Here is a 13,000-nt window from a genome sequence, read left to right as displayed (position 1 = left end):
GCGCGGCGGCGGCCTGCCGGGGCCCGGCGCCGTGCGGGGCGAGGGCCGCGACGATGGCGTCGACGAAGCGGCGCTGCGGCCGGCGGGTGCGCCCCTGCTCCAGGTCGCGGATCGCGGCGACGCTCATGCCGGCCTGGTCGGCGAGGCGCCGCTGGGTGAGTCCCGCCGCGCGGCGGCTCGCCTTGAGCAACCCGCCGAAGCTGTCGCTGCCGTCGTCCACGTGTGCCGGACCCCCGTCCCGTCGATCCCACCCTAGTACGGGTCCGGCACCGCGACCGCCCCTCACGCATCGACGCAGGTCATCACCTTGCGCGGGTTGTGGCGGGTACGGGTTCCCAACCGGGACGGATCGGAAGCACGCTCCGCCGATGATGACTGGCGTCGATCACCGCCACGGGGGCGCTCCGGCGCACCCGCGAAGGGAGCAGAGTTGTTCAGAGCGTTGAAGCACATGGGAGCGGCCGTGGTGGCCGTGCTGGCCGTGCTGGTCGCGGTGCCGTCGCCGGCGCAGGCCTCCTCCGGCGGGGGTTGCGGCCCCCGGGTGTCCTGGCACTTCAGCTCGTCCACGCTGTACGTCACGTCCTGCATCAGCTTCGGCAGCCCGCACCTGAAGCCCGACTTCTACGTGGAGGGTTCGGCGCCGGGCGGGACCAACTGCACGGTCGTGCAGCAGATGCGCATCAACGGCAGCGCGGTCAGCGGCGGCCGGCACGTCTCGTCCTGCGTCGCCGGCCACTACGGCCCGTGGAACTACGCGGTCCTCCCGCCGAGCGGCTACGCCGACGCGCGGATCGCGATCGTCATCAACGGCGTCGAGCAGGTCGTCTCGTACAGCCCGTACGTGTACTTCCCGTAACCCGGTGAACATGAGGCCGCACCGGCCCGCCATCCTTGGCGACACCGGTGCGGCCGAGCTCGTGCTGGTTCAGACGGTGAGGGTCCAGCTGTTCAGATAGCCGGTGTTGCCCTTGTACGAGTCGCGCACCCGCAGCTTCCAGGTGCCGTTCTTCAGGCGGCTCGACAGGTTCACGGTGTAGGCGGCGTCGAGGTTCTTCGCCTTGTCCCTCGAGTTCGCGGCCTTGAGGCGCTTGACCGAGCCGTTCGGCGCGATCAGCTCGACCACCAGGTCGCCGCGCTTGGCGTGCACGACGTGCACCTCGACGCGGGCCTTCGCCGACGCCTTGCCGGCGCAGCCGCTGACCACGACGGCGGTGGTGACGGTCCCGCGGTCGCGGATCGCCACGTCGGCCGGGTTGGTCCGCACGTTGCACGGCGCGACCGGGGCGGGCGCGGCGACCACCGCGACCGGGGGCTGGGTCACGGGCTGCTGGGTGACGGGGGCCGGACCGGCCACGGCCGGCGCCTGCAGCAGCCGGTTCGGCGAGCCGGTGCCCGGGTTGCCGACGACGTTCGCCACCGACGAGGCAAGCAGCGCGCTCTGCACCTGCGCCGGGGTCGCCGACGGGAACGCCGAAAGGTACAGCGCCGCGGCGCCGGTCACGTGCGGGGACGCCATCGAGGTGCCGCTCATGATCGCGGTGCCGGCGTCGCCGCTGTTGCTGGCCGAGGTGATCGCGACGCCGGGCGCGAACAGGTCGACGCAGGCGCCGTAGTTGGAGAACGAGGCCCGGTTGTCGCTCGAGTCGGTCGCGCCGACCGTGATCGCCTCACCGGTGCGGGCGGGGGAGACACCGCAGGCGTCGACGTTCTCGTTGCCGGCGGCGAGCACGTACGTGACACCGGAGGCGATCGAGTTGCGCACCGCCTGGTCGAGCGCGGGGCTGGTGGTGCCGCCGAGGCTCATGTTGACGACCGCGGGCTTCTTCGCGTTGGCGGTCACCCAGTCGATCCCGGCGATGATCCCGGAGTAGCTGCCGGAGCCGTTGCAGTCCAGGACCCGGACGCTGACGATGTTCACGGCCTTCGCGACGCCGTAGGTGCTGCCGCCGACCGTGCCCGCGACGTGGGTGCCGTGGCCGTGGCAGTCGCTCGCGTCGGCGTCGTTGTCGACGAAGTCGTAGCCGGAGCGGGCCCGGCCGCCGAACTCGCCGTGGGTCAGGCGGACGCCGGTGTCCAGCACGTACGCGGTGACGTTGGCGGCGCTGCCCTGGTAGGTGTAGGTGCCGTCGAGCGGGCGGTTCGCCTGGTCGATGCGGTCCAGCCCCCACGGCGCGCCGGCCTGGCTGCCTTCCAGCGAAACGGTGCGGTCCTGCTGCACGTACTCGACGAGCGGGTTGGCGGCGAGCCGCTTGGCGCCGCGCTCCGTCAGCTGCGCCGAGAACCCCTTCAGCGTGCTGCCGAAGGAGCGCTTGACCTGCCCGCCGACGCGGTCGGCGAGCCGGCTGGCGCTGCCGGCCGTGTCGCTCGCCGCGACCGTGTCCTTGAGGACGACGATGTACCGGTCGCGGATCGCCCCCGGCTTGCCGGCGTCGCGGATCTGTCCCTCGGCCGGGGCGGCCAGCGCCGGCGTGCCGGCGGCCACGACACCGGCGACCGCGGCAGCGGCGACGAAGGTGGCGCGCAGGGTGCTTCGCATCTGGCAGGACCCTCCCGAACTGGTGACGTGCTTGCTTCACCAAGGTTCGGGAGCGGCCGGTGCGACACCGGTTCGCCGCGGGTTGCCGTGCGGTTGCTCAGTGCGAGAGGCAGTTGATGGTGGCGAGGAGGCTGTTGAGGGGACGGCCGTGGGTGAGCTTCGTGTCGGCCAGGGACAGCCCGTGCACCGACGTGGCGTGCGGCGCGTTGGCGCTGTAGAACACCACCGGCAGGTCCGCGGTCGCCTGGTGGCCGCGGAACAGGTCGAGCAGCTCGTCGCCGTCGACCCGCGGCAGGTGCAGGTCGAGCACGGCCACGTCGAAGTGCGGCTGGTCCGCCGCGACGTCGAGCGCCTCCTGGGGCGTGGCGGCGGTGATCACGTGGTGACCCCCGATCTGCAACCGGATCGCGGTGGTCTCGCGGATGTCCACGTCGTCGTCGACGAGCAGCACTCGTGCCATGGCAGCAGGGTTCCCTTCCCGGCGGATCGCAACCGTCCCATCGGTTGCCTCATCGGTCAGGGGACCCCGCCACGTGAACCAACTCGCGTCAGGAGCTCGACCGGCGGCGGCGCATCACGATCACGATCACCACAATGGCGATGATCACCACGACGCCGCAGCAGCAGGCGCCGATGAGGCCGCCGCCGCTGGTCTTCACCTTCGGCTTCTTCTTCGCCAGCTCGCCGGTGACTTCGAGCACCGACGGGTGGAGGTAGCTGACGACGTACGCGAACAGAGCGGTCATCCCGTCAAGGTAACCGGTTCTGTCACGCTCGAACCCAGGCCGTCGTGTCGGGTGGCAGACTCCCGTCCGCGGCCAGGTCGCCGCTGGCGAGCAGGACCTCACCCGGCGGCAGCGGGGCGGGCACCTGTCCGAAGTTCGTGATCACCCGGATCCCGCCGTTGCGGAAGTCGACCAGGTCGTCCGCCGTGTTCCACTCGAGGACGCCGCGGCCCAGCTCGTACGAGCGACGCAACCGCAACGCCGCGGTGTAGAGCGACAGGGTCGAGCCCGGCACGCCGCGCTGGGCGTCGGCGGCGAAGCGGCCCCAGTCGGCGGGCTGCGGCAGCCACGACGCGGCCGTCGGCCCGAAGCCGAACGACGGCGCGTCCGCCTCCCACGGCACCGGCACCCGGCAGCCGTCGCGGCCCCGGACCTCGTGCTTGGAGCGGAACCAGGTCGGGTCCTGCCGCTCGTCGTCGGGCAGCGTCGTGTGCTCCGGCAGGCCGAGCTCCTCGCCCTGGTACACGTAGGCGGAGCCGGGCAGCGACAGCATCAGCATCGTGGCGGCGCGGGCCCGGCGCAGGCCGAGCGCCTCGTCGGGCTGCGGGTCGCCGACGCCGATGCCGCCCTGCGTGCTGTACCCCGGCTCGAAGCCGAGGCGGGACGCGTGCCGCACCACGTCGTGGTTGGACAGCACCCAGGTGCAGACGGCGCCGACGGGGGCGACGCCCTCGATCGACTCGGTGATCGCGGCGCGCTGGTCGGCGGCGGTCCACGGGGCCATCAGGTAGTTGAAGTTGAACGCCTGGTGCATCTCGTCGGGGCGGATGTAGCGGGCCATCCGCTCCGCCGGCGACACCCACGCCTCGCCGACCATGATCCGGTCGCCGTCGTAGGAGTCCAGGACCCGCCGCCATTCGCGGTAGATGTCGTGGACGCCGTCCTGGTCCCACATCGGCGGGGTGCGGTGCTCGGCGCCCGGGCTGGTGATCGGCACCTGCGCCTCGGTCCAGTCGGGCAGGCCGCTCTCCTTGATCAGCCCGTGCGCGACGTCGACGCGGAAGCCGTCGACGCCCCGGTCGAGCCAGAACCGCAGCACGTCGACGAACATCTGCCGGACCTCGGGCAGGTCCCAGTTGAGGTCGGGCTGGCTGGTGTCGAACAGGTGCAGGTACCACTCGCCGTCGGGGACGCGGGTCCAGGCGGGGCCGCCGAAGACGCTCTGCCAGCCGTTGGGCGGCAGCTCGCCGTCGGGGCCCAGGCCCTTGCGGAAGTGGTACCGCTCCCTCGCGTGGCTTCCCGGGCCCGCGGCGAGGGCCTCCTTGAACCACACGTGCTCGCTGGAGGTGTGGTTGGGCACCAGGTCGACGACGACCCGCAGGTTGCGGGCCTTCGCTGCGACGACCAGCGCGTCGAAGTCCGCCAGGGTGCCGAACCGGGGGTCGACGTCGCGGTAGTCGGCGACGTCGTACCCCGCGTCGTGCTGCGGCGAAGGGTAGAACGGCGACATCCACAGCGCGTCGACACCCAGCTCGGCGAGGTGGTCGAGGCGCGACGTGATGCCGCGGAGGTCCCCCATACCGTCGCCGTCCGCGTCCGCGAACGAGCGTGGGTAGACCTGATAGATCACGGCATCGCGCCACCAGACCAGCGAACTCACCCCTTGACTCCTCCGGCCAGCAGGCCGCGTACGAAAAATCTCTGCAACGACAGGAACACGATGATCGGGATGACCATCGAGACGAACGCCCCGGAGGTCAGCCGCTGCCAGTCATTGCCTCGTGTACCGGCCAGCTCGGCGAGCCGCACCGTCAGCGGACGGGTGTCCGGGCCGGACGTGAACACCAGGCCCACCAGGAGATCATTCCAGATCCACAGGAACTGGAAGATCGTCAGGGAGGCAAGTGCCGGCGTGATGAGCGGAAGGACGATCCGCCGGAACGTCATCGCCGGACCGGCACCGTCGACCCGCGCCGCCTCGAACAGGTCCTTCGGCAGCTCCGACATGAAGTTGTGCAGCAGGAACACGCCGAGCGGCAGGCCGAAGCAGGTGTGCGCGAACCACACGGCGAAGAAGCCGCCGCCCCACTTGGTGTAGTCGCCCAGCAGCTGCAGCAGCGGGATGAGCGCCATCTGCAGCGGCACGATCTGCAGCGTGAACACGCCGATGAAGATCCAGTCCCGGCCGCGGAAGTTGAGCCAGGACAGCGCGTAGGCGGCCATCGCCGCCAGGCTGACCGAGAACACCACGGCAGGCACGGTGATCGTGAGGGAGTTGATGAAGTAGCTGGCCAGCCGGCCGGAGCTCGCCGAGTCGCCGAAGACGACGTCGTTGTAGTTGTCCAGGGTCAGGCTGGGGTTGCTGAAGAACTTCCACCAGCCCGTGGTCTTGATGTCCTCCTCGGGCCGCAGCGACGAGACGAACAAGCCGAACGTGGGGACCGTCCAGACGATCGCGATGATGATCGCCACGACGCTGGCGACGCGGGAGGTCAGCTTGCGGCGGACCCTGGCGGCCATGGTGTCCGGCTCTTTGGAGAGCGGGCTCGTCTCCGGAGCGCTCTTCTCGATGGAAACGTTGCTCATCGGATCTCCGCTCGCTTCCGCAGCTGCCGTACCTGGTAGGCGACGACCGGCACGACGAGCAGGAACAGCACGACGGCGAGCGCGGCGCCGCGCCCCTCGCCGTTGGGGTCGTCACTCAGCCGGAACGCCTGGTTGTACATCTCGAAGGCGAGCACGCTGCTCTTGAAGTTGCCGTTGGTCGACGTCCGGACGATGTCGAAGACCTTCAGCGTGGCGATGGTGATGGTGATGGTGACCACCACGACCGCCGGCCGGATGCTCGGCATCGTGACCTTCCAGAACATCTGCCACGGGTTGGCGCCGTCGAGCCGGGCCGCCTCGACGATCTCGGCCGGGATGGCCTTGATCGCGGCGGACAGGATGACCATCGCGAAGCCGGCCTGGATCCAGATCATCATGACGATCATGTAGAACGTGTTGCTCGGCGAGCTGGTGAGGAACTGCTGCGGCTCACCGCCGAACCAGACCAGGATCTGGTTGAGCAGGCCGATCTGCTCGTCGTCCGCCTCGCGAAACGCGTAGATGAACTTCCAGATGATGGTCGCGCCGACGAGCGAGATCGCCATCGGCATGAAGATGAGTGACTTGGCGATGCCCTCACCGCGGGCCTTGTCGACCAGCACCGCATAGGTCAGGCCGAACGCGGTCGCCAGCAGCGGCACGCACACCACCCAGATCAGGGTGTTACGCAGCATGATCAGGGTGTCGTCGTTGGTGACGATCCAGCTGTAGTTGTCCAGCCCCACGAACTCGCCGCGGGAGTTGTTGTAGAACGACAGCGTCACCGTGCGGATGAGCGGGTAGATCAGCCCGATGCCGAGCAGGATCAGCGAGGGGCCGAGAAAGCCGAGCATATGCAGCCGTTCCCTGCCCTTCCCCCACCTGGGCAGGATGTCGAGCACGAACAGCAACCCGCCGATCACGGCCGCGAAGCCGCCGATGAACAGCAGAGCCGGCCAGATCTTGGCGACGTCTTCGGAGAAGTCATAGTCCATGGGGGTGTCCTCCGACCGGCCGGCACCGGCGCTGCCGTCGCGCTGGCTTTCGCCTGCGCATTCGAGCGCCGGTGCCGGACCTCAGTTCACTACTTGGGCCAGGTGCTTTCGATGTAGTCCAGCGTCGCCTTGGTGTCCTTGGTGCCGTTGATCCAGTCGGTCATGCCGGTCCAGAAGGACTTCGAGCCGACCGCGGCGGGCATCAGGTCCGAGCCGTCGAACCGGGCCACGGTGGCCGGGTCCTGCAGGATCTTCACCGACAGCTGGTCGATCGTGCCCTTGACCAGGCTGACGTCCAGGTTCTTGTTGGCCGAGATCCAGTCACCGAGCTTGGCCTTGCTGTTGGCCCACTCGGCGGAGGCGAGGTAGGTCTGCACCTTGACGACCTCTTCGCGGTCGGAGAACGCGGAGACGAACTCGCCGGCGACCAGGACGGGCTTGCCCTTGGCGGGGTCCACGGCCGGGAAGTAGAAGGCGAACACGTCGCCGTCCTCAGCCACGTTCGTGCCCTTCGCCCACTGGTTGGAGTAGAAGTTGGCCTGGCGGTGCAGACCGCACTTCTTGTCCTTGACCGGCAGGCCACCCTCCTGGAACGAGGTGGTCACGATGGTCTTCGGGTTGCCCACGTACTTGGGGTTCTTCAGGATCGACGCGGTCCGCTCGGCGGCCGAGACGATGCGCGGGTCGTTGAACGGGATCGTGTGGTTGACCCACTGGTCGTACACGTCCGGGCCCTGGTCGCGCAGGACGATGTCCTCGATCCAGTCGGTGGCCGGCCAGCCGGTGGCGTCACCGGACTCGATGCCCGCGCACCACGCCTTGATGCCGGTCGCCGCGATGTCGTCGGAGAGCTTGATCATCTCATCCCACGTGGTGGGGATCTTGTAGCCCTTCTCCTTGAACAGCTGCGGCGAGTACCACACCAGCGACTTCACGTTCGCGCCCAGCGGCACGCCGTAGACCTTGCCGTTGACGGTGGCGTACTTGGCCCAGTCCTTCGACCAGTTCTTGTCGAGGTTGGCCTTCACCGGCGCGGGTAGCTCCTTGAGCTGGTTCTTCGACGCGAACGAGGCCAGCAGGCCCGGCTGCGGGAAGACCGCGATGTCCGGCGGCTGACCTCCGTCGGCGCGCACCTTGATCTGGGTCTCGAACTCGCCGGACCCCTCGTAGTCGATCTTGATGTTGGTGCACTCTTCGAACTGCTTCCACGAATCCGTCAGCTTGGTGGCCTCGGCGTCGCGGATCGTCGCGTAGATCGAGACGGTCTTCTTCTTGTCGACCTTGTATTGCGCGTAGGGCGCGCACTCGGGCTTGTCGGCGTTGGATGTGCCGGTGTCGCCGGCATCGTCGCCGCAAGCGGCGGCGATGAGTGCCAGCGCGGCCACACCGGCGAGCGCGAACGCCCGACGCCGCCTCGAAAGGACAGCCATGGTTAGCCTCCTTTGGCTAGACCCGGTCCGGGCGAACAGCTCCGCCCACGTACCGGTGTGCTGTGTCCCTCGGATGTAAGCGTTTGCAAGGTCGGTTTGTCGAGCCCTTCGGGACTATTGATCGATAACGAGTTAGCAACACGGTGGACACATTGCCTTTGCCGTCAGTGTTGCTAGCCTCCCCGTGTGGCCGACGTTCCCGTGCCCGTGAGCATGGAGGATGTGGCCCGGCTGGCCGGGGTCTCCACCGCCACCGTGTCACGCACCCTCCGAGGGCTGCCCAACGTCTCCGACGAGACGCGCGACCGCGTGCTGCACGCCGCGGCGTCGCTGTCGTACGTCGTCTCGCCGATCGCCTCCCGCCTCGCCAGCGGCCGCACCCACACCGTCGGGGTGATCGTCCCGTACGCCGCCCGCTGGTTCTTCGGGCAGATCGTCGCCGGCGCCGAGTCCGTGCTGCGCGAGCACGACCTCGACCTGCTGCTGTACAACCTCGGCGACGTCGCGGCCCGGCAACGCTTCTTCGGCCAGCTCCCGCTGCGCCGCCGCGTCGACGCCGTCCTCGTGGTCGCCATGCAGTTCAGCGACCCCGAGATCGCCGACCTGCGCAGCCTCGGCGTCCCGATCGTCGCCGTCGGCCACGACGTGCCCGGCGCCGGCTGCGTCCGTATCGACGACGTCGCCGCCGCCTCCTCCGCCGTCCAGCACCTCCTCGGCCTCGGCCACCGCCGCATCGGCATGATCTCCACCTACGCCGACCAGGCGATGTTCCTTCCCGTCGCGCACGAGCGCCGCCGCGCCTACCTCGACACCCTCACCGCCGCCGGCCTGCCCGTCTGCGAGGAGCTCGTCATGTCCGTCCCGCACGGCCTCGACGGCGGCGAACAGGCCATGCGCCGCCTCCTCGCCCTCCCCGACCCGCCCACGGCCGTCTTCGCCGAGTCGGACGAACTGGCCTTCGGGGCCCTCTCGGCCCTGCGCCGCACCGGTCGCCACGTATCGGTCATCGGCTTCGACGACCACGAGCTGAGCGCCCTCCTCGACCTCACCACCGTCCGTCAGCGCGTCTTCGAGCAGGGCGTCCTCGCCGCCGGCATGCTCCGCCGCGCCATGACCGTCAGCGACTGGACCCCCGAAGAGCTCCTCATGCCCACCACCCTCGTCCTACGTGCCTCGACCTGGCCCGTTGCGGTTAGGACAGCCCGGACCGGGTAGCTCGCGGGCCGTTGGATTTCCTTCGGGAGTACCTCAGGGGGTTAGTGACATGACCGAGATGCCGGTTACCTGGGAGCAGCCGGACGACGAGCTCGAGGACCTGATCGGCCCCGACACCGACCTGTTGGACCAGGAGCCGGAGCAACCTACACCGACGGACTTCTTCTGGGAGGACGACGAGGAGTAACGCAGCGCACAGGCCGGACGGGGGTATCTCGTTTTTGGGGCGCGCGTAGGGCGTGCTAGAGTTTCCTCCGTTCAGCCAGGCGCCGCTAGCTCAACTGGCAGAGCAGCAGACTCTTAATCTGCGGGTTGTAGGTTCAAGTCCTACGCGGCGTACAGCATCAAAGGCCCAGGCCACGGCACTCCTGCCGGACCTGGGCCTTTCGCATTGCCGAGCCGCGCGGCCACCGGCCCGGCGGCCACCAGGCCCCACCACCGCGGCACGCAAACCGGGCCGCTGCGCCCCCGGCGCCCGGCCGCCGGCCGCCGCGATCCCGACTCCAGCGCGTCACCGCCCCTGCGACCCGACCGAGCCTTGGCCGGCGAATTAGGTAAGGCTGTGCAGCCTTCAGCCCGAAGCCCGCCACGACGGTCGTGGCCAGTTTCTGTCCACAGTAGACGCGGCACGCTCCAAGGCTCGCGGCTCACCGCCGGGCGGTCAGCACCTCGTCCAACGTCATTCCGAGCCGGGCGGCGAACTCCGTCAGGATCGCCACCGCGGTCTCGCGGACAGGGGCATCCGCGGCGATCAGGCGCATGACGCGGCCCACGAAACCGTCGACGTCCTGGCTGGACACGTCGGCCCGCAGCCACCGCAGCCACTCCACGAGGCCGGCGACGTCGTACCGCGACTGGATGCCCTGCTCGATGCCGCGGCGGATGATCCGCACCGCGGCGGCGCACGAGCAACCCCGACGCCAACCGGAGCACCGCGGTGGCCACCTCGTGCGCGGTGGCCGGCCCCGCGCGCCCACCGCAGCTCAGGGGGCCGGGGTGAGCTGGGCGGCCAGCAGCGTCTGGAGGGCGGGGGCGGGCATGGGGCGGGCGAAGAGGAAGCCCTGGGCGTAGCCGCAGTCCAGCTCGCGGAGCGCGGCGGCCTGCTCGTCGGTCTCGACGCCCTCGGCGACGGGCTGCAGGAAGAGGCTGCGGGCCAGTTCGACCACGGCGCGGAAGAGGGCCTTCTCCTGGCGGTCGGCGACGCGGGAGACGAAGGCGCGGTCGATCTTCAGGACGTCGATGGGGAGGGTGCGCAGGTAGGCCAGGGAGGAGTAGCCGGTGCCGAAGTCGTCGATGGCGATGCGGATGCCGTGGGCGCGGAGGCGGGCGAGGCGGCGGCTGACGGCCTCGGTCTCCTCGACGGTGGCGGTGACCAGGACGGTCTCGGTGATCTCCAGGACCAGGGCGGTGCCGGGCAGGCCGGTGCGCTTGAGGGTGGCGAGGACGTCGTCGGCGAAGGAGGGGGCGCGCAGCTGGCGGCCGGAGACGTTGACGGTGACGGAGATGCCGTGCGCGGCGTGCCAGGCGCGGGCGTCGGTGCAGGCGCGCTCCAGGACCCAGGCGCCGAGCCGGCCGATCAGCCCGGTCTCCTCGGCGACGGGCACGAACCGGACCGGCGAGACGGCCGTGCCGTCGGGGGCGGTGAAGCGCAGGAGGGCCTCGACGGCGGCGACCTGGCCGGTGTGGACGTCGACGACGGGTTGGTAGTGCACGGCGAAGCCCCCCGTGCCGTCGACCGCGACGCGGAGCTGGTCGGCGAGGGCGGCGTGCGCGAGGTGGGCGGCGCGCAGCTCCGGGTCGTAGCGCTCGGCACGGTTGCGGCCGGCGTCCTTCGCGGCGTACAGGGCCAGGTCGGCGTTCTGCAGCGCCTCGCCGGTGCTGGCGGGAGAGCCGGAGTAGACGCCGACGCTGGCGGTGAGACGCAGCTCGCGGCCGTCGACGAGGTACGGGCACGCCAGCTCGGCGACGCACCGGGCGGCGAGGGCGTCGAGGCCGGCCAGGTCGGGGGAGACGACCGCGAACTCGTCGCCGCCGAGCCGGGCGAGCAGGTCGCCGGGGCCGGCGAGGGCGCGCAGCCGGGCGGTCGCCTGCAGCAGCAGCTCGTCGCCGGCGGGGTGGCCGAGGGTGTCGTTGACGTCCTTGAAGCCGTCGAGGTCGACGATGAGCAGGCCGACGCCGGCCTCGGCGGCGATGCCGGCCTGGAGCCGGGTGCGGAACTCCTCCCGGTTGGCCAGCCCGGTCAGCACGTCGTGCTGGGCGCGGAACGCCAGCTCCCGCTGCAGGGAGGTGCGCTCCCGCAGGGCCCGGCCGAGGCGCAGCACCATCAGCACCATGAGCACCGCGGTGAGCGCGGCCGGGACGAGGGCGTGCGACCACGAGCCGGTGCCGCGGTGCAGGGCGATGTCGGCGATGAGGACGGCGGGTCCGAGCACCGCGAGGGCGATGAAGCCGCCGATCGGGGTGGCGCTCTCGTCGGTGGTGCGGGCGCTCCCGCCCACGTCGCGGATGCCGGGGTGCAGGCACGCCGCGGCGAGCAGGAAGCTCCACGTGAGCCACCCGACGGAGGTCACGGAGCTGACGACCGCGCCGCCGCGGCCCCACACGTACATGACGACGTAGCACGCGTCGGTGAGGAGCATCGCCGCGGTCGAGGCGATGAGCAGGCCGGACGCGACACCGGGGCGGACCGCGAACGCGACCCGCAGCAGCATCGACACGACCAGCAGGTCGCAGACGGCGAGGCCGGTGATGCCGGCGGTGGACACCTGGTCGAGGCCGGCCCGGGACAGCAGCGGGTACAGCACGAACGCCCACGCCGGCTGCGCCATGCCGATGAGCGCGATGGCGGCGTCGAGCAGCCGCGTCGAGGACCACGGCCGCAGGCGGCGGGCGAGCAGCCACAGCGCGACGCCGGTCAGCGGGTAGCACAGCAGGTAGCCCGCCTCGGCGTCCGGCGACAGTGCGGGGGCGGCGGTCATGACGGCGGTCGTGACGGTGGAGGTGCCGACGCCGGCGACCAGCAGCCAGTACACGGCGGCGGGATCCGGCCGGTGCCGGCGCAGCCCGGCCACGGCGGCGCCGAAGCAGGCGGCCTGCACCGCGACCCAGAAGACGCCGAAGCCTTCAGGGTGCGCGGCGGCGGCCACGGCGGACGCCGTGGCGGCGCACGTCAAGAACCACAGCCAGATCCTCACGCTTCCATTCAGCAGGATACGGGGTGCGGGCAGGTTGCACCCTTGGGTGCGAATGGCGAGCGAAGCGCCTTCTGCCCTAATTGCGCGGCCTATAGTCCTTTTTCGTGGATACCGGCAGGCGTGGCGACCGGACGACCCGCCTGCTCCTGTTCGCGGCCGTCCTGCTGCTCGCCTCCGGCGTGGCCGCCGGTGGCGTGACGGCCTGGAGCTGGTGGGGCCGGGTCCGCGCCGTCCACGCCGCGCAGGAGCGGCTCGCCGCCGAGTGGGCCGCGCAGCCCCGGCGGTCCGACGCGGCCGTGGCCGCCGCCGCGGAGGCCGC

Annotated in this window: 14 protein-coding genes and 1 tRNA gene; 5 read left to right on the top strand and 10 right to left on the bottom strand. The window is 70.6% G+C overall.

From position 1 onward, the window contains the following. The coding region (locus AB0J72_RS58120; RefSeq protein WP_363417616.1) for a helix-turn-helix transcriptional regulator at window positions 1-220 on the bottom strand (220 nt) is incomplete at its 3' end. 210 nt (window positions 221-430) lie between these two features. On the opposite strand from AB0J72_RS58120, the gene AB0J72_RS58115 reads away from it, so the two are divergent. Next, the gene (locus AB0J72_RS58115) at window positions 431-856 is read left to right on the top strand and encodes a hypothetical protein (RefSeq protein ID WP_363417613.1); all 426 of its coding nucleotides are present in this window, start codon (window positions 431-433) and stop codon (window positions 854-856) included. 69 nt (window positions 857-925) lie between these two features. Here AB0J72_RS58115 and AB0J72_RS58110 read toward each other — a convergent pair whose 3' ends face one another. The 7 genes from AB0J72_RS58110 to AB0J72_RS58080 all read right to left on the bottom strand — a co-directional run bounded on the left by AB0J72_RS58110 (window position 926) and on the right by AB0J72_RS58080 (window position 8,272). After that, on the bottom strand, window positions 926-2,536 hold the full coding sequence (locus AB0J72_RS58110; protein ID WP_363417610.1) for a S8 family serine peptidase: 1,611 nt from the start codon (window positions 2,534-2,536) through the stop codon (window positions 926-928). A gap of 97 nt (window positions 2,537-2,633) precedes the next feature. Continuing rightward, window positions 2,634-2,996, bottom strand: coding sequence for a response regulator (locus AB0J72_RS58105; protein WP_344512425.1), 363 nt, complete (start codon window positions 2,994-2,996; stop codon window positions 2,634-2,636). 88 nt (window positions 2,997-3,084) lie between these two features. Further along, window positions 3,085-3,282 (bottom strand): hypothetical protein, encoded by a 198-nt coding sequence (locus AB0J72_RS58100; protein ID WP_344512427.1) that lies wholly within the window; start codon window positions 3,280-3,282, stop codon window positions 3,085-3,087. Window positions 3,283-3,304: 22 nt separating this feature from the next. Next, a complete protein-coding gene (locus AB0J72_RS58095; RefSeq protein WP_363417606.1) occupies window positions 3,305-4,921 on the bottom strand; it encodes a glycoside hydrolase family 13 protein in 1,617 nt (538 codons plus the stop codon). Beyond that, the gene (locus AB0J72_RS58090) at window positions 4,918-5,847 is read right to left on the bottom strand and encodes a carbohydrate ABC transporter permease (protein ID WP_363417603.1); all 930 of its coding nucleotides are present in this window, start codon (window positions 5,845-5,847) and stop codon (window positions 4,918-4,920) included. The genes AB0J72_RS58095 and AB0J72_RS58090 overlap by 4 nt, the downstream gene beginning before the upstream one ends. Further along, complete coding sequence (locus AB0J72_RS58085; RefSeq protein ID WP_363417600.1) at window positions 5,844-6,842, bottom strand: sugar ABC transporter permease; 999 nt, start codon at window positions 6,840-6,842, stop codon at window positions 5,844-5,846. Before AB0J72_RS58085 ends, AB0J72_RS58090 begins: the two co-directional genes overlap by 4 nt. Before the next feature lie 89 nt (window positions 6,843-6,931). Continuing rightward, window positions 6,932-8,272: an ABC transporter substrate-binding protein gene (locus AB0J72_RS58080; RefSeq protein WP_363417597.1), complete on the bottom strand. Its 1,341-nt coding sequence runs from the start codon at window positions 8,270-8,272 to the stop codon at window positions 6,932-6,934. Window positions 8,273-8,458: 186 nt separating this feature from the next. Here AB0J72_RS58080 and AB0J72_RS58075 point away from each other — a divergent pair, with 186 nt between their 5' ends. The 3 genes from AB0J72_RS58075 to AB0J72_RS58065 all read left to right on the top strand — a co-directional run bounded on the left by AB0J72_RS58075 (window position 8,459) and on the right by AB0J72_RS58065 (window position 9,826). Next, window positions 8,459-9,487, top strand: a complete 1,029-nt coding sequence (locus tag AB0J72_RS58075) for a LacI family DNA-binding transcriptional regulator (protein WP_363417594.1) — start codon at window positions 8,459-8,461, stop codon at window positions 9,485-9,487. A 49-nt stretch (window positions 9,488-9,536) separates the two neighbouring features. Continuing rightward, complete coding sequence (locus AB0J72_RS58070) at window positions 9,537-9,674, top strand: hypothetical protein (protein WP_363417591.1); 138 nt, start codon at window positions 9,537-9,539, stop codon at window positions 9,672-9,674. Window positions 9,675-9,753: 79 nt separating this feature from the next. Next, window positions 9,754-9,826, top strand: a tRNA-Lys gene (locus tag AB0J72_RS58065). Between the two features lie 308 nt (window positions 9,827-10,134). Here the strand turns inward: AB0J72_RS58065 and AB0J72_RS58060 are convergent. Together AB0J72_RS58060 and AB0J72_RS58055 are read right to left on the bottom strand one after the other, a co-directional pair. Next, window positions 10,135-10,380, bottom strand: a complete 246-nt coding sequence (locus tag AB0J72_RS58060; RefSeq protein WP_363417588.1) for a hypothetical protein — start codon at window positions 10,378-10,380, stop codon at window positions 10,135-10,137. Between the two features lie 90 nt (window positions 10,381-10,470). Then, entirely contained in the window at window positions 10,471-12,681 is a 2,211-nt protein-coding gene (locus AB0J72_RS58055; protein WP_363417585.1) for a bifunctional diguanylate cyclase/phosphodiesterase, read from the bottom strand. 104 nt (window positions 12,682-12,785) lie between these two features. On the opposite strand from AB0J72_RS58055, the gene AB0J72_RS58050 reads away from it, so the two are divergent. Further along, window positions 12,786-13,000, top strand: a 215-nt coding sequence (locus tag AB0J72_RS58050; RefSeq protein WP_363417582.1) for a hypothetical protein, incomplete at its 3' end; no start/stop codon positions are given.

The organism is Dactylosporangium sp. NPDC049742, assembly GCF_040674675.1.
In the GTDB taxonomy this organism is placed as follows: domain Bacteria; phylum Actinomycetota; class Actinomycetes; order Mycobacteriales; family Micromonosporaceae; genus Dactylosporangium; species Dactylosporangium maewongense.
The sequence above is the reverse complement of the archived record's forward strand: the minus strand, read 5'-3'. Positions and strand labels throughout refer to the sequence as shown.

What these genes read in the sequence shown, in the direction of transcription:
- AB0J72_RS58080 (WP_363417597.1), bottom strand. Translation starts at nt 8,272, where the DNA reads ATGGCTGTCCTTTCGAGGCGGCGTCGGGCGTTCGCGCTCGCCGGTGTG.
- AB0J72_RS58110 (WP_363417610.1), bottom strand. Translation starts at nt 2,536, where the DNA reads ATGCGAAGCACCCTGCGCGCCACCTTCGTCGCCGCTGCCGCGGTCGCC.
- AB0J72_RS58100 (WP_344512427.1), bottom strand. Translation starts at nt 3,282, where the DNA reads ATGACCGCTCTGTTCGCGTACGTCGTCAGCTACCTCCACCCGTCGGTG.
- AB0J72_RS58085 (WP_363417600.1), bottom strand. Translation starts at nt 6,842, where the DNA reads ATGGACTATGACTTCTCCGAAGACGTCGCCAAGATCTGGCCGGCTCTG.
- AB0J72_RS58090 (WP_363417603.1), bottom strand. Translation starts at nt 5,847, where the DNA reads ATGAGCAACGTTTCCATCGAGAAGAGCGCTCCGGAGACGAGCCCGCTC.
- AB0J72_RS58070 (WP_363417591.1), top strand. Translation starts at nt 9,537, where the DNA reads ATGACCGAGATGCCGGTTACCTGGGAGCAGCCGGACGACGAGCTCGAG.
- AB0J72_RS58105 (WP_344512425.1), bottom strand. Translation starts at nt 2,996, where the DNA reads ATGGCACGAGTGCTGCTCGTCGACGACGACGTGGACATCCGCGAGACC.